The organism is Testudinibacter aquarius, assembly GCF_004342725.1.
GTDB lineage: Bacteria > Pseudomonadota > Gammaproteobacteria > Enterobacterales > Pasteurellaceae > Chelonobacter > Chelonobacter aquarius.
The window spans coordinates 47,247-68,796 of record NZ_SMCP01000010.1; the positions used below are offsets into that span (position 1 = coordinate 47,247).

The window sequence follows — 21,550 nt, forward strand, 5'->3', positions numbered from 1 at the left end:
AAAAATGTTATTAAAACAAGTAAGTTATTGGCTGGCCCGTATCGGGCTAGCCTTTTTTATTAGTTTCAGTGTGGTTGCCTGTGGTGATCACAGTACGGAAGTGGTTTTTGGCGGCAAAACCATGGGAACTACTTATAATGTAAAATATTTGGCTGACAGTAAATTGGATTTACCGTCACCGGATGAGGTACAAAAGGTATTAGACCGCACTTTGCAAGAAGTGAACCGTCAAATGTCGACCTATCAAAAAGACTCGGAAATTTCACGCTTCAATCAATTACAGCAAGCAGATACACCGTTTGCAATAGCGCCGGAATTTGGTAAGGTGGTAGAGGAAGCCATTCGCTTAAACCAAGTGACCGAGGGTGCTTTGGACATTACCGTCGGACCACTGGTCAATTTGTGGGGCTTCGGGCCGGAAAACCGCCCTGACAAAGCACCGACAGAGCAAGAGATTCAAGATCGGCGCACCTGGGTCGGAATTGAGAAGTTGCATCTGGATAAACAAGACGGGCAATACCAACTGCGTAAAAGCGTACCAAACTTATACATTGATCTGTCTGCAATCGCCAAGGGCTTTGGTGTCGACCAATTGGCCAGTTATTTGGATTCGTTGCATATTGAGCACTATATGGTTGAAATCGGTGGTGAAGTGCGGGCTAAGGGCTTGAACAAAGAGGGAAAAGCCTGGCAAATCGCCATCGAAAAACCGGAGTTTGACGGTTCAAGAGCGGTACAGCAAATTATCGGGCTGCAAAATATGGCCATGGCGACGTCGGGCGATTATCGCAACTATTTCGAACAGGACGGTGTGCGTTTCTCGCACGAAATTGATCCGAAGACCGGCAAACCGATCGGGCATAATTTGGTTTCAATCACAGTCTTGTCGCCTTCTTGTATGACTGCTGACGGCTTGGCAACTGGACTTTTCGTACTCGGTGCCGATAAAGCACTGGAGATTGCCGAAAAAAATAAGTTGGCGGTTTACCTGATCATCAAGACAAATAATGGCTTTGAGATTAAAATGTCATCAGCGTTCAAACCGATGTTGGCACAATAATAATAGGAGAGAGAATGAAACTATTTTTGATTACCTTTGGCTTTTTCGTCTTGGTTATTTTGGCGATGTCGATTGGTTATTGGGTTAAGCGCAAATCGATTCACGGCAGTTGTGGCGGTATCGCCAGCTTAGGCTTGGAGAAAGTGTGTGATTGTCCGGAACCTTGCGAAAACCGCAAAGCTAAAATGGCCGCTGAAGCCGCCAGGCAGCAAAAGCTGCAACAGCAGGAACGCATTATCTAATGCAAGCGTATCGAAGGTCAGCGATTGCTGCTCGACCTTCGATATCCCTAAACTACTCTTTTATGTCAAACGATTGGATTTTCAATGACCTTAATGTCAGCAACTTTTGAGAAATTAAACCCGCTTAGCGAGGCGCAAAAAGCGCTTAACGCTGGCAAAAAAGTGATCGTCGGCATGTCCGGTGGTGTTGATTCTTCCGTTTCTGCCTATATTTTGCAGCAGCAAGGCTACCAGGTAGAAGGGCTGTTTATGAAGAACTGGGAAGAGGACGATGACAGCGACTATTGTACCGCCGCAACCGATTTAGCTGATGCGCAAGCCGTTTGCGATAAACTGGGAATTAAGTTGCACAAAATCAATTTTGCCGCTGAATATTGGGATAATGTATTTGAGCATTTCTTAACCGAATATAAGGCAGGGCGCACGCCCAATCCGGATATTTTGTGCAATAAAGAGATTAAATTCAAAGCCTTTCTGGAGTATGCCGCCGAAGATCTGGGGGCGGATTATATTGCCACCGGCCACTATGTGCGTCGTTCGGTTATTGACGAAAGCAGCCAAAGTGCGGTCGGCGCTAAGGTGCAACTGCTGCGTGGTTTGGACAACAACAAAGACCAGAGCTATTTTTTGTACACCCTGAGTCATCAACAAGTGGCGCAAAGTCTGTTTCCGGTCGGTGAATTGGAAAAACCGCTAGTGCGCCAAATTGCCGAAGAGCTGGGGCTGATCACCGCCAAGAAAAAAGATTCGACCGGGATTTGTTTTATCGGCGAACGCAAATTTAAGGACTTTTTAGCACGCTATCTGCCGGCACAACCGGGAGAGATCCGAACCCTTGAGGGCGACGTGATCGGGCAACATGACGGTTTGATGTATCACACCCTCGGACAGCGCAAGGGCTTGCGGATTGGCGGGGTGAAAGGCAAAGACGAAAATGCGTGGTATGTGGTCGAGAAAGACCTGGTTAACAATGCGCTAATCGTGGCGCAAGGCTTGGATAATTCCGCATTATTATCCAGCGGCTTAATTGCGCAACAGCTGCATTGGGTCGATCGAGAATCGATTCGCCAAGCGCTGCGTTGTACGGTCAAAACCCGCTATCGCCAAGAGGACATTGCCTGTGAAATTTTGCCGCTTGGCGATGATAAGATCGAAGTGCGCTTCGACCAGCCACAAATCGCGGTGACACCGGGACAATCGGCGGTGTTTTATCAAGGCGAAGTTTGCTTAGGCGGCGGCATTATCGAAAGTGCGGTTAAAAATGCGATTAAGTAAGTGAGTGATAACCGAATGCCAACCGCACTTTACACCATTCGCCCGATGCAAGCGGACGATTACGCATCTGTTGCCGAACGACCGCACGCAAGCGTGCGGTAAGCCCAAACAGCGGACGATTACGCATCTGTTGCCGAACTGTGGCGCAACACCGCCGGCATGGGCATGAGTGCGCAGGATGACAACGAACAAGCCATTGCCGCGTTTCTTGCTTTCAATCCTGAACTGAATTTTGTCGCTGTACAAGCTGAGCAACTGCTCGGTGTGATTATGTGCGGCTACGACGGCCGCCGCGCCACGATTTACCACATGGCAGTGGCGCAAAACGTTCAGGGCAAAGGCATCGGCACCGCACTTTTACAGCGCTTAGAACAACAATTGGCACAACAACAGATCAGCAAAGCCCGCTTGTTAGTCTTCGCTGACAACCAAAGCGGCAATGCTTTTTGGGCAAAACAGGGCTGGATCTGGCAAACAGCGTTGAATTATTATTCGAAAGATTTTAGCCAGACAGAGGAAACAGAATGACAACGACTATTGGTGATGTGGTATTGAGTGAAAGTGCGGTGCAACAGGGTGTGGCAACAGTCGCAGCCTTGCTAAATGCACAATATCAGCATTCACAAAATCAAAGTGCGGTGGTGATCACCGTCGTGCCGGGCGGGATCTTATTTACTGCGGATCTGGTCAGAAAACTCACGTTCGAAATCGAAATGGACTACATCTCCTGCCCGCACACTCCGGGCGACCGACAAAATCAATCCGAGATTGTGTACCACCAGAATATTGCGATTACAAACCGCGATGTGATTTTAATTGATGACGCCATTGAATCCGGCGGCACCATGAAGCGCTTGGTCGAACACCTGCAAACTTTCTCCCCCAAATCCCTCGCCATCGCCACCTTGTTTGTTAAACCGGGACGAGTTGAAATCCCAGTGAAACAATATTACGCCTACGAAATGCAAAACGACGATCTGCTGGTTGGCTACGGCTTGCCTTGGCAACATAAATGGCGTAATTTACCGTTTGTGGCGCAGCTGGTTAAAGCGGGTGTTTAATATTGAAGTTTGCTCAAATGGGGCAGTAATATTGTAAACTTTTAAAACCAGTGGAACAGTGCTATAGTTTTGTCAGTTTGATAGAGATTTTCGAATCGATATAAGGATGATTTTACCCCCCATGACAGACTATCACGATCTTACCCTTGCCCTGGCCGGTGTTTGTCAGGCGGCGAAGTTGGTGCGGCAATTTTCGGAGCAGGGCAGTGCCGATCAAGCGGCATTTGCGGTGTCGCTGAAATCATTAATCAACACCTCACCAAAATCCACGTTGGACGTTTACGGTGACGATCCGCACAATCTAAAGCTGGGACTGAGCACCTTGCTGGAGCAGGTTTCCGGAGCCAAGGGTGAGATGGACATTAATGTCGGGCGCTATTGGATGAGTTTGATCGCATTGGAAGCCAAGCTGGAAAAGAACCCACAAAGCAAGCAGCTATTGGGCAGCCGTATTCAAGGCTTGGATCGCCAGCTACAACATTTTGAGCTGCTTGATGAACAGATGATCGCGAGTATTGCGGCGATTTATGTTGATGTGATCAGTCCGCTGGGGGCGAAGATTCAAGTGAAAGGTTCGCCGGTGTATTTGCAGCAAACAGCGATTCAAAATCGGGTGCGTGCCACTTTGCTGTGCGGTATTCGCTCGGCGGTCTTGTGGCGCCAATTGGGCGGTTCGCGCCTGAAATTGTTGTTCAGCCGTAATAAATATTATCAACATGCACAACAGATTTATTCTTCTCTTTAATTTCATCACACGGAGTTTTCTTTAATGGAACTTAATGCTTTAACCGCACTTTCGCCGATTGATGGCCGTTATCAAGACAAAGCCGCCAGTTTACGTTCAATATTCAGTGAGTTTGGTTTGCTGAAATTTAGGGTGGAGGTCGAAGTCCGTTGGTTGCAAAAATTAGCGGCAACTGCTGAAATCGCTGAAGTTGCTGTTCTTTCGCCACAGGCAAACGATTATTTGAATCAGATCGTGGCGGATTTTTCCCTTGCCGATGCGCAACGGATTAAGGAGATTGAGCGCACCACCAACCATGATGTGAAAGCGGTGGAGTATTTCTTAAAAGAGAAATCCGAAGCGTTGCCTGAATTGGCGGCGGTGAGCGAGTTTATCCATTTCGCTTGTACCTCGGAAGACATCAACAACTTATCGCATGCCTTAATGCTGAAAACCGCACGTGATGAGGTGATTTTGCCGGCGTGGCAGAAGTTAATCAGCGAAATCAAAGGCTTGGCAGGGCAGTTTAAAACCATTCCGCTATTGTCGCGCACCCACGGACAACCGGCGTCGCCGTCCACCGTCGGTAAAGAAATGGCGAACGTGGTGTATCGTTTGCAGCGCCAGCTGAAACAACTGCAACAAAGCGAAATTCTCGGCAAAATCAATGGGGCGGTGGGCAACTATAATGCCCATTTGTCGGCTTATCCGGATATCGATTGGCACAGCTTTAGCCAAGAATTTGTCGAAAGTTTGGGGATTACTTGGAATCCATATACCACGCAAATCGAACCGCATGACTATATTGCCGAGATGTTTGATAATATCGTACGTTTTAACACCATTATCATCGATTTTGACCGTGATATGTGGGGTTATATCGCCCTGAATCACTTCAAACAGCGCACGATTGCCGGTGAAATAGGCTCGTCAACCATGCCGCACAAAGTCAATCCGATTGACTTTGAAAACTCCGAAGGCAATTTGGGCTTGGCCAATGCGGTGATGGCGCATTTGGGTGCAAAACTGCCGATTTCTCGCTGGCAGCGTGATCTCACCGATTCGACTGTGTTGCGCAATCTTGGGGTTGGCTTGGGCTATAGCCTGATCGCCTATGCCGCCAGCAGCAAAGGCATCAGCAAGTTAGAGGTCAATGAAGCGCATTTGCGTGCCGAACTGGATCAAAACTGGGAAGTGCTGGCTGAGCCGATTCAAACCGTGATGCGCCGTTATGGTATTGAAAAACCGTACGAGAAATTGAAAGAGCTGACTCGTGGCAAACGCGTGGACGCGGTGGCTATGCAGGCGTTTATCGATGGTTTGGTTATTCCTGACGCCGAAAAAGAGCGCTTAAAACAACTGACGCCGGCGAATTATATTGGCGCAGCGGTTGAGTTGGTGGAGAAATTATAGCTTCAGCTGTGAAGTGCGGTCTGCGTGACCGCACTTTGATTCTCCCTGCTACGATCTTCGAGGCTTTGCTCTTCTCGGTTTTGATTTTCTCGACAAAAGCAAAAGATTAAGGCTATAATTCAGCAAGTTTATTGACATTCACAAATTGAAAAAGGAATATAACATGGGTTTAGAAAAAGTCCCTGCCGGTAAAGAACTGCCAGATGATATTTATGTGGTGATTGAAATCCCTGCCAATGCAGATCCAATTAAATATGAAGTAGATAAAGACTCCGGTGCGGTGTTTGTCGATCGTTTTATGGCAACTGCCATGTTCTATCCTGCGAACTACGGCTATATCAACAATACGCTGTCGTTAGACGGTGATCCGGTTGATGTGCTGGTGCCAACGCCTTATCCATTACTTCCTGGCTCGGTGATCCGTTGCCGTCCGGTCGGGGTGTTGAAAATGACCGATGAAGCGGGCTCGGATGCCAAGCTGATTGCCGTGCCGCACAGCAAATTGAGCAAAGAGTACGATCACATTAAAGACATTAACGATGTGCCGGCGTTGCTGAAAGCGCAAATCCAGCATTTCTTTGAAAACTACAAAGCACTGGAAGCCGGCAAATGGGTGAAAGTTGACGGTTGGGAAGGTGTTGAAGCAGCGCGTGAAGAGATTAAAACCTCGTTTGAGCGTGCCAAGAAATAACACCGTTTCATGTAATATGAATGGGTTGATTTCATACCGCGCTTTGTAAAAAGTGCGGTATTTTTTTATAATCAGGAGTTAATGATGAGAAAGCAATTCAAAGCAATGACCTTGGTGTTGATGTTATCTGTTGGCTTGGCAGGTTGTGCCGACACCCAAACCATTAACCAGCAAGCGGCTAGCAGTTATACTCAAACGATTAATCAAATGAAGCAGCAGGGGGTGATTGATACGTCCTCGGCAACCTCAAAACGGATTCAAAAAGTCTTCCAGAGAATCAAACCGTATGCAGAAAAAGCCAATGACACCGGTGTGCCGTTTCAGTGGCAGATTTCGGTGATGAAAAATAATGAATTGAACGCATGGGCGATGCCGGGTGGAAAAATGATGTTTTATACCGGCTTGGTGGAGCGTTTGAAATTAAATGATAACGAAATTGCGGTGGTGATGGGGCACGAAATGGCGCACGCACTGAAAGAGCACGGCAAGCAAAAAGTGAATTTTAATATGGCGACCGGTCTTTTGGGCAGTATTGGTAATGTCGCACTATCTGCTGCCACCGGTTATGATTTCAGTACGGTTGTCGGTTTGACGCAAGAATACGGCTTGAATAAACCATTTTCACGCAGCAATGAAACCGAAGCGGATGAGATCGGTTTATTGCTGATGGCGGAAGCCGGTTATGATCCTGAAGCGTCGATCAGCCTGTGGCAGAAAATGAGTGCTGCCAGTGGTGGTTCTGGTGGTGCATTGGAAGGGCTGGTGTCCACCCACCCGACCGATGCAGCGCGTGAAGCCAATTTGCGTAAGCTGATGCCGGATGCGCTGGAATTATATAAAAAATCAAATAAAGCCGGTTGATAAGTTAATGGAACGGTATAAATCATGAGATACGCCCGTTTTTGGGTGGTGGTTGTGCTGTTATTTTCGCTGTTGGGTTGCACCAGCAGCGAAAGTCTGAATCAGCGTTCCGCCAAAAGTTATCAGCGCATGGTCAATCAAATGGAAATGTTCGGCGTGGTGGAGCACGACTCTGAATTAGCGCTCAGAGTACAACGGGTTTTTACTCGTTTGCACCCGATTGCGGAGAAAAGCAATCAGAGTGGCAGCGCTTTCGATTGGCAGATAACAGTCTTGCGTAATCCAAAAGAAGCCGGGGCATGGACAATGCCCGGTGGAAAAATGGTCATTTATACTGGGCTGATTGAAGTTCTAAAATTAAGTGATGATGAATTGGCGCTGATTTTAGCGCATGAAATGGCGCATGTCGTCAAAGAGCATGGCAAACATCAGGTAAACATCAGTCGAGCCAGTTATGCACTTGGTTTGTTTGGCTCAGTGGCAGCCTCGAGTTTAGTCAATTATGCCGGGAGTGCGGTGGTTTTGGCGCCGGAATATGCAGTGAATAAACCTTATTCGCGCAACAATGAACTGGAAGCGGATCGATTGGGGCTGCTGATTATGGCGGAAGGCGGTTATAATCCAAATGCTGCCAAGGCATTGTGGACAAAAATGTATGAGTTTTCCGGTGACAATAATGGATTTTTACGCCAGTTAGCTTCGACACACCCCGCCTATGCCGAACGAGAAGCCAATTTGGCAGAGGTATTACCGCAAGCATTGGACATTTATCGGCACACTCAACAAGCAACAACTGATTAGTTGGATTGAACTCAAACCTAACCGCACTTTTATATTGTCGTTGCTAAGCTTGCGACAGCTGAGCGAGGGGCAACTCTTATGGTTGAGCGCCTAATTTTTGTTGTTGCAACCTTTAGCACCGAAAACGGAGATCATGATGATCGAGCTACAAGATGTCAGTAAACACTATGCGGATAAAATAGCGGTACGAAATGTCAGCATGAAGATCCATTGCGGTGAGTTTTTCGTGTTAGTGGGTGAAAGCGGCAGCGGCAAAACAACACTATTGAAAATGCTGAATGGATTGATCGACAAAGACGGTGGTGAAATTATTATTGCAGGTAAAAATAGTCGTGAGTACAACAAACGTCGGTTGCGTTTAGAAATGGGCTATGTTTTGCAGCAAATTGCGCTATTTCCCAATATGACGGTGGCAGAAAATATTGCCTTGATTCCGGCATTAAAGGGCTGGGATAAAAAGCGGATTAGCGCACGCACGCGTGAATTATTACAAAAAGTTCAGTTGCCGCTCGACTATCTTACACGCAAGCCCGCTGAGTTATCCGGCGGCGAACAGCAGCGAATTGGCATTTTGCGAGCCATTATTGCCGAACCGAAAATTATTCTGATGGATGAGCCTTTTAGTGCTTTAGATCCGCTTTCTCGTTTGGAATTACAGCATTTGATTCTGCAAATTCACCGTGAGTTTGCCTCTACCATCGTTTTTGTTACCCACTATGTAGAAGAAGCCTTGAAATTAGGTGATCGAATCGGCGTGATGAAAGACGGTATTTTGCAGCAGCTTGCCACGCCACAAACCATTTTGCAACAACCGGCGAATGATTATGTACTGCGTTTTTTCCAACCGGTTGAAGCCGTAGGCAGGACAGAATGAGCGATTTTCTAACCACATTGGTTAGCCGTCAACAAGAATGGCTGCAAGCGATTTTAGTCCATTTGCAATTATCGTTATTGTCGGTGCTGTTAGCGGTATTAATAGCATTGCCGCTGGCAGTATTATTAGAAAAATATCAACGTGCTGCCAATTGGTCATTGCAACTAAGCGGCATCCTGCAAACGATTCCGTCTTTAGCCCTGTTGGGATTGCTGATCCCATTGGTCGGTATTGGTAAACTGCCGACCATTATCGCACTGGTCGCATATGCGATTTTCCCTATTCTGAACAGCACCTATACCGGATTACGAGAAATTGCCCCCTCACTGGAAGAAGCCGCCGAAGCCTTTGGCATGACCTCCTTTGAAAAATTGAAAAAATATCGTTTAGCTCTGGCATTGCCAATGATTATTGCCGGCATCCGCACTTCCACCGTGATGGTGATTGGTACTGCAACATTGGCGGCGTTGATCGGTGCTGGTGGCTTAGGCAGTTTCATTTTATTGGGCATTGACCGCAATAATAGTGCATTGATCTTAATCGGTGCATTTTCTTCCGCCTTGTTGGCAATGTTGGCGCACTATGCCATCAGTTATTTAGCACGGTTGCGACTGAAAACCATCGGAATTATTTTTGTGACCGCACTTTTGCTGGTGCTTGGCAGTTTGACGGTCGACGGTGCTTTTTTTAAGAGCAAGCAGCATGATAATACGCTGATCATTGCCGGAAAATTGGGGAGTGAGCCGGATATTTTAATCAATCTGTATCAACAATTGATCGAAGCCAATTCAGATATAAAAGTGGTATTGAAGCCTAATTTCGGCAAAACTGTTTTTTTATATAACGCTTTGAAGCGTGGCGATATTGATATCTACCCTGAATTTAGCGGCACGATTGTGACGACCTTGCTGCCGAATTCAGGCTTTGCTGAAACAGAACCGAATGCCGTATATCAATATGCTAAAACACAGATTCAACAGCAAGATAATTTAGTGTATCTGTTACCGATGCAGTTTCAGAATACCTATGCAGTGGTAGTGAAAAATGAATATGCTCAGCAGCATGGGCTGGCAACAATCTCTGATTTGCGCAAGGTTGAGCAAAGTGCGGTTGCCGGTTTTACCCTTGAATTTAATGATCGTGAAGACGGTAATCAGGGCTTGAAATCTCGTTATGGGCTGAATTTAACGGTCAAAACGATGGAACCGGCGTTGCGTTATCAAAGCCTATTGAATAATGAAACACAAATTGCCGATGCCTATTCGACCGATAGTGAAATAAAACAGCACCATTTGACGTTGTTACGTGATGACAGGCAGTTGTTTCCAGCCTATCAGGCAGCACCGTTGCTACGCGCGGAAACATTGGAAAAATATCCACAATTAGAAGCTATTTTGAATCAACTCGCCAATAAAATCAGCGAACAACAGATGATAGAGATGAATTTTGCTGTCAAGGTTGAAAATCAATCAGCAAAGGCTGTTGCGCGCCAATATTTATTAAGCCACGGATTATTACAAGAATAAGATGCTCGATATGAAAAATCAATCTGTTCGAGTTGACTTTTCTCCTCATTGACCCAAAATTCTGATTTACGTCAGCGGGTAAATTAGATACAATAATGAAAGTAATTCTCACTTACAAGAATACAAAGTGTTACCGCACTTTGTATTTTTTATTCTTTATTTCATCGATATTTTGCTTAGGCAGGTTGTAAATGAATCATTTATTTGAATTTTTAGAGCAGTACACTGATTATATCATCTTGGGAACGCTGGCACTGATGAGTTTTATCATGTTATGGATGGTCATCGAACGCGTCATTTTCTTTAGTCAGGTCAAGGTGGAACAATATGACACGATTCATGAGTTGGAGATTGATTTGACCCGCAATTTGACCACAATTTCAACTATTGGGTCAAACGCACCTTATGTTGGTTTGCTGGGAACGGTGATCGGGATATTGTTAACATTTTATACTATGGGGCAATCTGGCGGGGATATTGATGCGGCATCGATTATGGTCAACCTCTCTTTGGCTCTGAAAGCGACTGCTGTCGGGATTTTGGTGGCGATTCCGTCAATGGTGTTTTATAACGGTTTGAATCGAAAAGTAGACGTCAATAAATTGAAATGGTTTGCCTTTAACGAAAAACAGCAGCGGGTTTAATTGCAAGGGGAAGTGCGGTGAAGAAATTTGATGAAATCAATATTATCCCTTTTTTGGATATTATGCTGGTGCTGTTGGCGATTGTATTGGTGACGGCATCGTTTATTTCACAAGGCAAAATTCAGGTGAATGTGCCGAAAGCCAGTAGTAGCGTGACCATGAAAGCCGATGATTTGGCAAAATTGCTGACAGTGACCGAAACTGGCGAGCTGTACTATAACGATAAGCCGATTGATAAAGAAGCGCTGGCTGACGAAGTGGCGAAATGGGACAAAGCTCAGAAAGTCACGCTTAAAGTTGATGCCGCAACGCCTTTTCAGGAGTTTGTTGATATTACTGATGTGTTTTCCAAAAACGACATTAAGAATGTGGCGATTGTCACGTTAAAGCCACAGGGTAATCAGTGATGCAAAAACGCCGTTCTCTAATTGGGTTTGTAGTTTCTTTAGCTTTTCATCTTGCGATTGCATCGTTGCTGTTGCTGGTGGTGATTCGTTCACTGGCGGATGAAAGTGCAAATGGGCAGGTGAGTAATGAGATCAGTACCAACATCTCGATGGAGATGATGATGGCGATGGTGGAAGCCGAACCTGAGCCGGAACCAGAGCCGATCAAAGAAGAGGTGCCGGAACCAAAAGAAGAGATTCCAGATCCAACGGTTAAACCTGAGCCGCCGAAAGAGGAAAAGCCTAAGGAGCCGGAAAAACCAAAAGAAAAGCCTAAACCAAAAGAGAAACCAAAGGAAAAACCGAAGAAAAAAGAGCCTAAGCCGTTAGATGTTGCGCGTGGACCGAAAACTGTCGAGTCACCTAATAATATTGCCTCTAAGGCAAGCGGACCACAAAGTACGACTCAACAGAATGTGGCAGGTGCCGGTGGCAAAGAGATTGATGCTTATCTTGCTAAGTTACGTCGTGAAATTGAACGTAATAAAAACTATCCACAACGGGCAAAAATGATGCGTAAACAAGGTCGGGTGATAGTGGCATTTACCTTAAGTGAGAATGGAAAGCCACAAAACCCGAAAGTGATCAAGTCTTCCGGCAATGCGGATTTGGATAAAGCCGCTTTGAAAGCGGTGGAGAATGCCAGAGCAGTTGGGCCGCGTCCTGCGGGTGTTATTTCTACACCGTCAGTTCCGGTGAGCTTTACCCTCGACTGACCTTTAATAAGATAAAGAAAATAAGATAAGATAAAGAACGGCGCTGAATCATAAGATTTTAGCGCCGTTTTTTTAATGTGCTAAGTAATAGCTGAAAAATGTTACATCCAAGCATTATTGCGAATAATACCGACCGCAATGCCTTCGATTTCCATCTGTTCGGTTTTCAGATCGACCACAATCGGTTTAAACTCTTCATTTTCAGGATGTAGATAGACGGTTGAACCTTTTCTTTCTAGCCGTTTCACCGTGACTTCATCCTCAATTCTGGCAACCACAACCTGCCCGTTGCGTACATCTTGAGTGCGGTGCACCGCCAGCATATCGCCGTCTAAAATACCGATATCTTTCATCGACATACCATAGACTTTAAGCAAAAAATGCGCTTGAGGTTTAAACATTGACGCATCGACCTTATAACTGCCTTCGATATGCTGCTGTGCCAAAATTGGCGCTCCGGCAGCAACCCGTCCAATCAGTGGTAAGCCCTCTTCCTCTTCTTCAACCGCACTTTGCTCTTCGTTGAGTAATAAACGGATGCCGCGCGAGGTGCCGGATAAAATTTCGATCACACCTTTGCGTGCTAAAGCTTTCAAATGCTCTTCCGCTGCATTCGGGGAGCGAAAACCCAACTCTTTGGCAATTTCCACCCGAGTGGGCGGCATACTGGTAGATTCTAAATGAGAGCGGACAAAATCATAGACTTTTTGCTGGCGCGGTGTGAGTGCTTTTAGTGGTTTCATAGTGAGCCCCTGTTTTTTTATACAGTTTCCCTGTTATTATATACAGTATTTGCTAATGTGCAATCACTAAATCGGCAATAAATAGTGTCTGATATGACGATAGCTCTGCTCACTGACCAAGATGGAAATAGGCGATTACTGGAAATTATGTTAAAATTTACAATTTAGCGGAACAGCAAATAGGCTGAAACATCAACAGACCCTAGTGTCGAATAATTAACTCGTTAAATTTGGATAACAATAAGAATGTCAATTTTTCTGAATATTTATCGTAAGATTTTGAATTTTATGCTGTCGTTATCGGTGAAATCTAATCCGATCCCGAGCGATCCGATTGGTGAGTTGGATCTGGACAAACAAAAGTGCTTTTTATATTTATTGCCTTACACTTCACAGACCGATTTACTGATTTTACACAAAAATTGTTTGCAGTTGGGACTGCCGGATCCGTTATTGAACAATAAAATTAATGGCGACCAACTGCCGCGTTTTGTATTTTTGGACAGAGGGCGCCGCTTTTTTAAGTCTCAGCAACTGACTGAGAATACCCGTACGCTGTTTTCCAAATATTTTGAATTGCACCGCAGCCACCCTGAGTTGGATGTACAGTTGGTGCCGGTGTCTGTGTTGTGGGGGCGTTCGCCGGGGCGTGAAAAGAAATTACCGCACTTGCGTTTTTTAGGCCGTTTGCAGAAATTGTGGGCGATGATTTGGTTCGGGCGTGATAATTTTGTACGCTTTTCCAAAGCGGTGTCGTTGCGCGATATGGCACATTTGCAGGGCAGTGACGATGAAGTTGCGCTTAAATTGACCCGGGTCGCCAAAATCCACTTTGCTAAACAACGTACTTCCGCAACCGGTCCACGCTTGCCGGATCGGCAGGCGATGTTCCGCCAAATTTTGCAATCTAGCGCAGTGCAAGAGGCGATTGCGGATGAAGCGAAAAATAAAAAAATTGATCATACTAAGGCGACCAAAAATGCTGAAGATATTTTGCACGAAATTGCCGCTGATGTAAGCCATGAGAGTCTGCGCTTAGCGGATCGTTTCTTAGGCTGGCTGTGGAATAAACTCTATCGTGGCATCGATGTCAAAAATGGCGACAGAGTGCGAAAATTGGCGATTGAAGGGCATGAAATCGTGTATATTCCTTGCCACCGCAGCCATATTGACTATCTATTACTGTCGTATGTGTTGTACCACCAAGGGCTGGTGCCACCGCATATTGCCGCTGGGATTAATCTGAATTTCTGGCCGGTCGGCGGGCGTTTCCGTAGTTGGGGCGCGTTTTTTATCCGCCGTACTTTTAGTGGCAACCGTTTATATTCAACCGTGTTTCGTCAGTATTTATCCGAACTTTTTCATCGCGGTTATGCGGTCGAATTTTTTATTGAAGGTGGGCGTTCGCGCACCGGGCGCTTGCTGGCACCGAAAACCGGGATGTTGTCGATGACGTTGCAGGCGTTGATGGAAGGGCAGACCCGACCAATCAGTTTGGTGCCGGTGTATGTCGGTTATGAGCATGTTTTGGAAGTCGATACCTATGCTAAAGAGCTGCGCGGTGCGGCGAAAGAGAAAGAAAATGCCGGTTTGGTGCTGCGAGTGATCAAAAAGCTGCGCAATATGGGCAAAGGTTATGTCAACTTCGGCGAACCGATCACCCTAAATACCTATTTGAATCAGCACTATCCGCATTGGAAAGAGTTGCATGGTGAGGAAAGCAAAAGTTGGTTGAATGCCGCGGTTGATCAAATTGCTGAGCAAGTGATGCGTAATATCAATAAAGCTGCGGCGATCAATGCCATGAATTTGATTGGCACGGTGTTGCTCTCTTCCCGCCAGCGGGCGTTGTCGCGCGAACAGTTGTTGGCGCAACTCAGTTGTTATCAGCAACTGTTGAATAATGTCAGCTACAGCCGTGATGTGATCGTGCCGCAAGAGTCGCCTGAAGCAATGCTCGAGCATGTATTGGGCTTGGATAAAGTCGGGATTATTTTGGAAAAAGACAATTTCGGCGAAATTATCCGACTGGAGCGCTCTTCGGCGGTGTTAATGACTTATTACCGTAACAACATTCAACATCTGTTTGTGTTGCCGTCACTGATTGCTTCGATTGTTATCCACCATGAAGCGATCCAACAAAGTCTGTTATTGCAAGCAGTAGAGAAAATTTATCCGTTCTTGAAAGCAGAATTGTTTATGGATTTTGATCAACAAGAGATCAAACCATTCGTTGCGAAAATTGTGGCGGAGCTACAGCGCCAAGCGTTGATCAATCAGCACGAAAATATGCTCAGCATCAATAAGCGCAATATTCGCTCATTGCAACTGCTGGCGGCAGGCGTGCGTGAGGTGGTGCAGCGCTATTATATTACACTGGATTTCTTGCAAGCCGATCCGCAAATCGCACGCGGTAGTTTAGAGAAAGAGAGCCAATCGGTGGCACAGCGTTTGTCGGTGCTGCATGGCATTAATGCGCCGGAATTTTTTGATAAGGCAGTGTTCTCTACTTTTATCGCCAGTTTGCGTGAAAACGGTTATTTCAGTGAAAATGGCGGTGCCGACAGTGACAAAATTGCGGAGTTAGCAAGGGTGTTGCGTCCGTTGTTGTCGAGTGAAGTCTATCTGACGATCTCCAGTTCGGTTGAAAGTGCGGTGGAAAAAGAAAAAAGTTGATTGCAATTGAGGATTGAGAAGAATGAAGGCGGAGATTATTCCGCCTTTTTGTTATCCAATTTTTCGGCGAGAAAATCAATAAAAGTGCGGATTTTGGCACTGAGATGTTCACGATTCATGTAGGCAGCATAGAGTTTTAGGCTTTTCGCCTTTTCACCGGTCAGCACTCTGACTAGACGTCCTTGTTGTAATTCTGCCGAAATTGCCCAGTGCGGCAAATTGGCAACTCCCATGCCGGCACAGACCAACTCTTTTAACATCATGGTATTATTGCTGTCGGCGACACTGTTGAGCTCATATTCGGTGCTGGTGTAATTCGGGGTGACGGCAATGTGTCGGCTTAGGTTTTCAAGGCTGATGGGGGCGGAAAGCGACTGAAAATATTGTGGTGAAGTGACCCAATAGAACTCGATATCGCTTAACGGTTTCACAATAATATTCGGATCGATACTGCGATCAACACGTAGTGCCAAGTCAAAACCATGGGCGATCAAATCGGTGCGCTGGTTATCTAGGTTCAGGGACAACCGCACTTCAGGGTATAAAGTGCGGTATTGCTGTAATAATTTTGCAAAATCGGGCGTTGCCAACCAAATCGGTAGTGTTATTTTTAAGGTGCCGCGCGGATTGACTACGCCTTGTTGCGCGGTTTGACGGGCGGAATTGAGAATATCTAACGCATGACAGCATTCACGGTAGTAACTTTGGCCAATTTCCGTCAAACTCAAATGTCGGCTGGAACGGTTGAGCAGTTTGGCTTGCAAACAATCTTCCAAGTGGCGTAAATGTTTGCTTGCCATTGCGGGAGAGATATTCAGAGACTCTGCCGCTTTGTTAAAACTGCCTAAATCGACGACTTGGCGAAAGACATTCATGCTGGTCAAGGTATCCATAAGCTGTGTTCCTGATATAAAATAGCGCAAAATAGGATAGAGTTTCAAAAGCATATAGTGGTTTTCATTGTGGAGCAATCGACAATTGGGCTGGCTGATAAAATTCTAATATTTGCAGTAAAAGAGGGATAGATCATGAGTCGATTAGGGATTATTAAAAGCGGCGAAAGGTGTTGCAGCAATCAATTAATCGATGAATTTGTGCGCCAAAGCCTGCTGAAATGGCGGAATACGGAAGTACTGACATGGGATTTAACCACTCCGACCGCACTTTCAGCCTCGAATGCGGTGATATGCCCGACGACAGATAAGTTACAACAGGCAGATTATCTTGCTTTGGCATTATGCAGCGAGGATTACGGTTGTTTGAAACAGTGGTTGGAGCGCCTGCCATACAATCAAAATCTGGGTAAAATTCCATTGTTTATTTTTATTAGCGGCGAGAATGAAGCCGTAAATCTTGTCGCAAAAGCGTGGCTTGCTGCACAGTTGCCAAGCGTAGGCTTGTCTACGCCGGTTTATATTGAAAGTTACGGGAGTAAACAAAGCCTCGAAGCGGCTTATCGTCAAATTGCAAAACTGATGGCGTGTTAAGCGGATAATCCAAAGTAGAAGCCGATCAAACTGGTGATGCCTAATGAGAGCACTCCCCAAATTAAGATTCGACAAATTGCCGGTAAAACCGGTGCACCGCCGAGTTTTGCCGAGCAGTAGCCCAGCAGTGCTAAGCCAATCAGCGTACTGATCGCCAAATTCAGCATCACGGCGCTGTTGGCAGATAATAAGGTGACCAATACCGGCAGCAGTGCGCCGACACAAAAAGAGATCGCTGATGCAAAAGCCGCCTGTAGCGGATTCGCCTGACTGATTTCGGTAATCCCGATTTCATCGCGGGCATGAGCTTGTAACGCATTTTGCTGTGTCAGTTGCTCGGCAACTTGCCGTGCCAATTCATCACTCAGCCCACGGTCTTTATAAATTTGGCAAAGCTCAGCCAGTTCTTGCTCCGGGTTATGGGTAAGTTCATGTTGCTCTTTATGCAGATCGGCTTTTTCAGTATCGGCTTGGCTGGAGACTGAGACGTACTCACCGGCTGCCATTGAAAGCGCACCTGCCACTAAAGCGGCAAAACCGGTGATCATCACTGTTTGCGGATCAGGCTTGGCAGCAGCCAGACCAAACAGTAGACTGGCGATGGAGATCAAGCCATCATTCGCGCCCAACACACCGGCGCGCAACCAATTATTCCGTTGACTAAAGTGCGGTTCTTGATGCCATGAAAAACTCATATAAATTCCTTAACCCATTGTGGTATAGCCCAGCCTCATTTCCGGCTAATTCTACGCTGTTAGAATTTTTTTCGATAGTAGATCATTTTGCTATTTTTATGGGCAAAATGTTGGGTGATAATGGCATTAATAATGCACTAATCGATGAAAGAAGAACGAATAAAACGGATAACAGCATGCGAATATTATTAGTAGAAGATGATGTGATGATCGGCGAGGTGATGCAAGCCAGCCTAAAAGATGCCGGTTATGCTGTTGATTGGGTGCAAGATGGGCAGATCGCACTTTCGGCATTGGCAGTGCAGAATTACGATCTGCTGCTGCTCGATCTTGGCTTGCCAAAGAAAGATGGTTTGCTGGTGTTGGCAGAGATTCGTCGTCAAGATCAACAGCTGCCGATTGTGATTGCCACTGCAAGAGATGATCTGAACAGTCGCTTGCAAGGCTTAGATGGCGGAGCAGATGATTATGTGGTGAAGCCTTTCCAAATGGAGGAGTTGTTAGCTCGTTTGCGAGCGGTGGTGCGACGCAAACATCACCATGGGCAGTTGCAGCTCAGTAATGGTTTGCTTACCCTCGATCCGTCGAGCTATCAAGTGTGGTTGTGCGGAAATTCGGAGGCGATCAGTTTGACACACAAGGAGTTTTCCTTATTGCAAACCTTAATGCAGCATCAGGGCAGAATTTATTCTCGGGCGGAATTGGAAGATAAAATTTATGCTTGGGGCGAAGAAGTGGAGAGCAATGCAATTGACTATTTAATCCATTCGCTGCGTAAAAAACTGGGCAAAGAGAGCATTCGCAATATTCGTGGTGCCGGTTGGAGTGTGAACAAAGGTGGGGCGACATAATATGAAAATCATCTCAATTCGCAAAAAATTGAGTATCAGCCTAATGATCTTGGCGCTGACCGCCAGCCTGCTGACCGCACTTTTCACTTTTTTCTATAGTTTCAAATCGGCCTATAGCCTGCAAGATGATATTTTGCAGCAGACCGCCTACTTGGTTGATGAACACAGCCAAACGCCAGAGTTGTTACTGAACAATCATGATAACCGTATTTTGATTCAAAATCACAACACAGATCCGCACCAGGACTATTTTATTGCTGATTTAGAGCAATACCAGGATGGATTTCATACTATTAGCAAAGGCAATACCAAATATCGCTTTTATTTAAAAACGCTGAATCAGCAAAAAATAGCGGCGATTTTTGATGAGTCGGAATTTCGTGATGAGATTATCGTGCATTCTATATGGCTCAGCACCGTGCCGGTATTGCTGTTTATATTGCTGATGTTACCGTTGGCAATTTGGATTATCGGGCGTAGTATCGCGCCAATTGATCGGCTGACAAAAACACTGCAAGCGCGTTCAGAAAACAATTTAACTGCACTTGAAACCGACAATGTTCCGCAAGAATTACGAGGGTTTATTCATTCCATCAACCAAATGCTGGATAAAGTGGCAGTCAGTATGCGGCAGCAAAAACGCTTTATTGCCGATGCTTCTCATGAACTGCGCAGCCCGATGACCGCACTTTCATTGCAAGCCGAGCGTCTGATCAAATTGCAGCAACTGCAACACAACGGCTCAGAGCAGAGTGGTGTGTTGGAACAGGCAAACGCCTTGAGTCAAGGTATACAGCGGATTCGACACCTGCTGGAGCAGTTGCTTTCATTGGCGCGGATTCAAGCAGACGCAGCGCAAACCGAAAGCCGGCAAAGTGCGGTTTCGATTTTGGCCGTTTATCGACAGGTATTGGCGGATTTATTGCCGCTGGCTGATGAAAAAGCGATTGATATCGGGCTGGTTAGCGATACTGATGTCAGTATCTGCGCTGATCAAAGTGATATTTATATTTTGCTCAAAACCTTATGTGAAAATGCCGTGACTTATGTGCCGCCAGGCGGACAAGTGGATCTGGCAGTCCGACTGTTTCGGGATAGTGACGGTGAGTGGCTGCTGCTGGAAGTTGATGACAACGGCAACGGCATTCCGCCAAAAGAGCGGTTGCGCGTGCTGGATCCGTTTTATCGTGTGTTGGGCAGCGGACAGCAGGGCACCGGATTGGGATTGGCAATCGCCAACAGTATTGTCAAACGTTATCACGGTAAAATCGTATTAAGCGATTCGAAACGCTTTGCGCATGGCTTAAACAGTGCTGTTTATTTGCCGATAGGGTTATGTTCAGCCACCAATTGAAAAGTATCGTGTAAAGTGCGGTCAGCCATAGAATCAGGGGCTTTTGGCAGAGTGTTGCATTTATGTTACAATTTGTCCTTTTGAAAACCAATTTAGGAGGATATTTTCCGATGCGAGAGCAACTACTTCAGTGGCTATCAGGTCAAAACTACCCAAATTCTGAGCTGGTGGTCAATTTGGTGATGATCAGTTTAATTGTCCTAACGACGCTACTGTTGCATACCCTGATCCACTATGTTTTATTTCGTGTTCTGATCAATAAATTGCGCACATCAAAATTACTGTTTCTGAATATTTTGGCGGAGCACCGATTGTTCAATAATCTGGCATTGACGATTCAGGGGTTATTATTGGTGGTGCAATTACGGATTTGGCTGCCGGAGAATGCTTGGCGTGAAGGATTTATTGCTGTCACCCACATCTGGTGTTTGATTTTTGCGCTTTTTTCGGTTTTCTCTTTGCTGGATACACTGCAAACCTATCTATTCCGACGCAATCTAGCGCAGCATTTCCCGGTGCGCGGCTTAGTACAAACTATCAAGCTGTTGGCATCGATCGCCATCGGAATTCTGTTAATTTCACTGATTCTGGGGCAATCTCCGTTGATTCTGCTTAGCGGTTTAGGGGCGATGACTGCGGTGTTGATGTTAGTGTTTAAAGATCCCATTTTGGGATTGGTAGCCGGTATTCAACTTTCTGCCAACCGCATGTTGAATGTCGGTGATTGGCTGGAAATGCCGAAATATGGTGCTGACGGTAGCGTGGTGGATATTGGGCTGACCACCGTCAAAGTACGGAATTGGGATAACACCGTAACCACGCTGCCGACCTATGCGCTGATTTCCGATTCCTTTAAAAACTGGCGCGCGATGAGTGAATCCGGCGGGCGGCGGATTAAACGTGCGGTCTATTTAGACAGTAACAGTGTTCATTTTCTAAATGCTGAAGAGATTGCTCATTTGCAACAAAGTCGTCTGCTTAATGATTATTTGGACAAACGCCAACAAGATATTCGTGAATTTCATCAGACGAATCACATTGACCATAATAGCTATCTTAACGGTAGACATCTCACCAATTTAGGGACTTTTCGTGTTTATTTGCAGCAATATCTCCATACCAATCGGCATATTCGCAAGGATATGACCTTGATGGTGCGCCAGCTAGATGCGAGTGATAAAGGGATTCCGCTTGAAATTTACTGTTTCACTAACACGGTGTTGTGGGGCGAATATGAAGGGATTCAAGCAGATATTTTTGATCATATTTATGCAGTCGCAAAGGAGTTTAAACTGCGGATTTATCAGGCGCCGAGCGGTTATGATATGCGCAGAATGGGGCGTGACGATTAATGACAGAAAAATAGTTGTGATAAATGCCCCTAATTTTTAGCTAATTCTTCCTCTTTAT

24 protein-coding genes are annotated in these 21,550 nt (G+C 45.9%); 20 read left to right on the forward strand and 4 right to left on the reverse strand.

Translation table 11 applies throughout. The annotated features are described in order from the left end of the window. The first annotated feature begins 4 nt into the window (after positions 1-4). The 3 genes from EDC16_RS10230 (at position 5) to mnmA (ending at position 2,577) form a co-directional block, all read left to right on the forward strand. On the forward strand, positions 5-1,060 hold the full coding sequence (locus tag EDC16_RS10230) for an FAD:protein FMN transferase (protein WP_132967756.1): 1,056 nt from the start codon (positions 5-7) through the stop codon (positions 1,058-1,060). Positions 1,061-1,074: 14 nt separating this feature from the next. Beyond that, complete coding sequence (nqrM, locus tag EDC16_RS10235; protein ID WP_132967757.1) at positions 1,075-1,302, forward strand: (Na+)-NQR maturation NqrM; 228 nt, start codon at positions 1,075-1,077, stop codon at positions 1,300-1,302. A gap of 84 nt (positions 1,303-1,386) precedes the next feature. Next, positions 1,387-2,577 (forward strand): tRNA 2-thiouridine(34) synthase MnmA, encoded by a 1,191-nt coding sequence (gene mnmA, locus EDC16_RS10240; RefSeq protein WP_132967758.1) that lies wholly within the window; start codon positions 1,387-1,389, stop codon positions 2,575-2,577. On the opposite strand, the gene EDC16_RS12905 is transcribed toward mnmA, so the two are convergent. After that, positions 2,570-2,704 carry a hypothetical protein gene (locus tag EDC16_RS12905; RefSeq protein WP_255296792.1) on the reverse strand — a complete coding sequence of 45 codons (135 nt, stop codon included), beginning with the start codon at positions 2,702-2,704 and terminating at the stop codon, positions 2,570-2,572. The two genes, mnmA and EDC16_RS12905, sit on opposite strands and share 8 nt — an antisense overlap. A 38-nt stretch (positions 2,705-2,742) precedes the next feature. Here EDC16_RS12905 and EDC16_RS10245 point away from each other — a divergent pair, with 38 nt between their 5' ends. The 12 genes from EDC16_RS10245 to EDC16_RS10300 all read left to right on the forward strand — a co-directional run bounded on the left by EDC16_RS10245 (position 2,743) and on the right by EDC16_RS10300 (position 12,334). Next, entirely contained in the window at positions 2,743-3,105 is a 363-nt protein-coding gene (locus EDC16_RS10245) for a GNAT family N-acetyltransferase (RefSeq protein ID WP_157330482.1), read from the forward strand. Further along, entirely contained in the window at positions 3,102-3,638 is a 537-nt protein-coding gene (locus EDC16_RS10250) for a phosphoribosyltransferase (RefSeq protein ID WP_176551956.1), read from the forward strand. Before EDC16_RS10245 ends, EDC16_RS10250 begins: the two co-directional genes overlap by 4 nt. Before the next feature lie 121 nt (positions 3,639-3,759). Next, positions 3,760-4,383, forward strand: a complete 624-nt coding sequence (gene hflD / locus EDC16_RS10255; RefSeq protein ID WP_132967760.1) for a high frequency lysogenization protein HflD — start codon at positions 3,760-3,762, stop codon at positions 4,381-4,383. Positions 4,384-4,407: 24 nt separating this feature from the next. Beyond that, positions 4,408-5,775, forward strand: a complete 1,368-nt coding sequence (gene purB / locus EDC16_RS10260; RefSeq protein ID WP_132967761.1) for an adenylosuccinate lyase — start codon at positions 4,408-4,410, stop codon at positions 5,773-5,775. 163 nt (positions 5,776-5,938) lie between these two features. Further along, positions 5,939-6,466, forward strand: a complete 528-nt coding sequence (ppa, locus tag EDC16_RS10265; protein WP_132967762.1) for an inorganic diphosphatase — start codon at positions 5,939-5,941, stop codon at positions 6,464-6,466. An 84-nt stretch (positions 6,467-6,550) separates the two neighbouring features. Continuing rightward, entirely contained in the window at positions 6,551-7,327 is a 777-nt protein-coding gene (locus EDC16_RS10270) for a M48 family metallopeptidase (protein ID WP_132967763.1), read from the forward strand. Between the two features lie 24 nt (positions 7,328-7,351). Next, entirely contained in the window at positions 7,352-8,128 is a 777-nt protein-coding gene (locus EDC16_RS10275; protein ID WP_132967764.1) for a M48 family metallopeptidase, read from the forward strand. Positions 8,129-8,261: 133 nt separating this feature from the next. Then, entirely contained in the window at positions 8,262-9,002 is a 741-nt protein-coding gene (locus EDC16_RS10280; protein ID WP_208857790.1) for an ATP-binding cassette domain-containing protein, read from the forward strand. Further along, entirely contained in the window at positions 8,999-10,528 is a 1,530-nt protein-coding gene (locus EDC16_RS10285; RefSeq protein WP_132967766.1) for an ABC transporter permease/substrate-binding protein, read from the forward strand. The genes EDC16_RS10280 and EDC16_RS10285 overlap by 4 nt, the downstream gene beginning before the upstream one ends. Positions 10,529-10,719: 191 nt before the next feature. Further along, the gene (gene exbB / locus EDC16_RS10290) at positions 10,720-11,172 is read left to right on the forward strand and encodes a TonB-system energizer ExbB (protein WP_132967767.1); all 453 of its coding nucleotides are present in this window, start codon (positions 10,720-10,722) and stop codon (positions 11,170-11,172) included. Between the two features lie 17 nt (positions 11,173-11,189). After that, positions 11,190-11,579, forward strand: a complete 390-nt coding sequence (gene exbD / locus EDC16_RS10295) for a TonB system transport protein ExbD (RefSeq protein WP_132967768.1) — start codon at positions 11,190-11,192, stop codon at positions 11,577-11,579. Next, a complete protein-coding gene (locus EDC16_RS10300) occupies positions 11,576-12,334 on the forward strand; it encodes an energy transducer TonB (protein ID WP_132967769.1) in 759 nt (252 codons plus the stop codon). Before exbD ends, EDC16_RS10300 begins: the two co-directional genes overlap by 4 nt. A gap of 101 nt (positions 12,335-12,435) precedes the next feature. Here EDC16_RS10300 and lexA read toward each other — a convergent pair whose 3' ends face one another. Continuing rightward, positions 12,436-13,077, reverse strand: a complete 642-nt coding sequence (gene lexA / locus EDC16_RS10305) for a transcriptional repressor LexA (protein ID WP_132967770.1) — start codon at positions 13,075-13,077, stop codon at positions 12,436-12,438. A 246-nt stretch (positions 13,078-13,323) separates the two neighbouring features. Between lexA and plsB the strand changes: the two genes are divergently transcribed. After that, complete coding sequence (gene plsB / locus EDC16_RS10310) at positions 13,324-15,753, forward strand: glycerol-3-phosphate 1-O-acyltransferase PlsB (protein ID WP_132967771.1); 2,430 nt, start codon at positions 13,324-13,326, stop codon at positions 15,751-15,753. A 35-nt stretch (positions 15,754-15,788) separates the two neighbouring features. On the opposite strand, the gene EDC16_RS10315 is transcribed toward plsB, so the two are convergent. After that, on the reverse strand, positions 15,789-16,646 hold the full coding sequence (locus EDC16_RS10315; protein WP_132967772.1) for a LysR family transcriptional regulator: 858 nt from the start codon (positions 16,644-16,646) through the stop codon (positions 15,789-15,791). Between the two features lie 135 nt (positions 16,647-16,781). On the opposite strand from EDC16_RS10315, the gene EDC16_RS10320 reads away from it, so the two are divergent. After that, a complete protein-coding gene (locus EDC16_RS10320; protein ID WP_132967773.1) occupies positions 16,782-17,240 on the forward strand; it encodes a hypothetical protein in 459 nt (152 codons plus the stop codon). Here EDC16_RS10320 and EDC16_RS10325 read toward each other — a convergent pair. Next, positions 17,237-17,935 (reverse strand): VIT1/CCC1 transporter family protein, encoded by a 699-nt coding sequence (locus EDC16_RS10325; RefSeq protein WP_132967774.1) that lies wholly within the window; start codon positions 17,933-17,935, stop codon positions 17,237-17,239. The genes EDC16_RS10320 and EDC16_RS10325 overlap by 4 nt on opposite strands. 176 nt (positions 17,936-18,111) lie before the next feature. Between EDC16_RS10325 and EDC16_RS10330 the strand changes: the two genes are divergently transcribed. The 3 genes from EDC16_RS10330 to EDC16_RS10340 all read left to right on the forward strand — a co-directional run bounded on the left by EDC16_RS10330 (position 18,112) and on the right by EDC16_RS10340 (position 21,492). Further along, positions 18,112-18,786, forward strand: coding sequence for a response regulator (locus EDC16_RS10330; protein WP_132967775.1), 675 nt, complete (start codon positions 18,112-18,114; stop codon positions 18,784-18,786). A 1-nt stretch (position 18,787) separates the two neighbouring features. Beyond that, the gene (locus EDC16_RS10335; RefSeq protein ID WP_132967776.1) at positions 18,788-20,140 is read left to right on the forward strand and encodes a sensor histidine kinase; all 1,353 of its coding nucleotides are present in this window, start codon (positions 18,788-18,790) and stop codon (positions 20,138-20,140) included. 110 nt (positions 20,141-20,250) lie between these two features. Then, complete coding sequence (locus tag EDC16_RS10340) at positions 20,251-21,492, forward strand: mechanosensitive ion channel family protein (protein ID WP_132967777.1); 1,242 nt, start codon at positions 20,251-20,253, stop codon at positions 21,490-21,492. Positions 21,493-21,550: the final 58 nt, after the last annotated feature.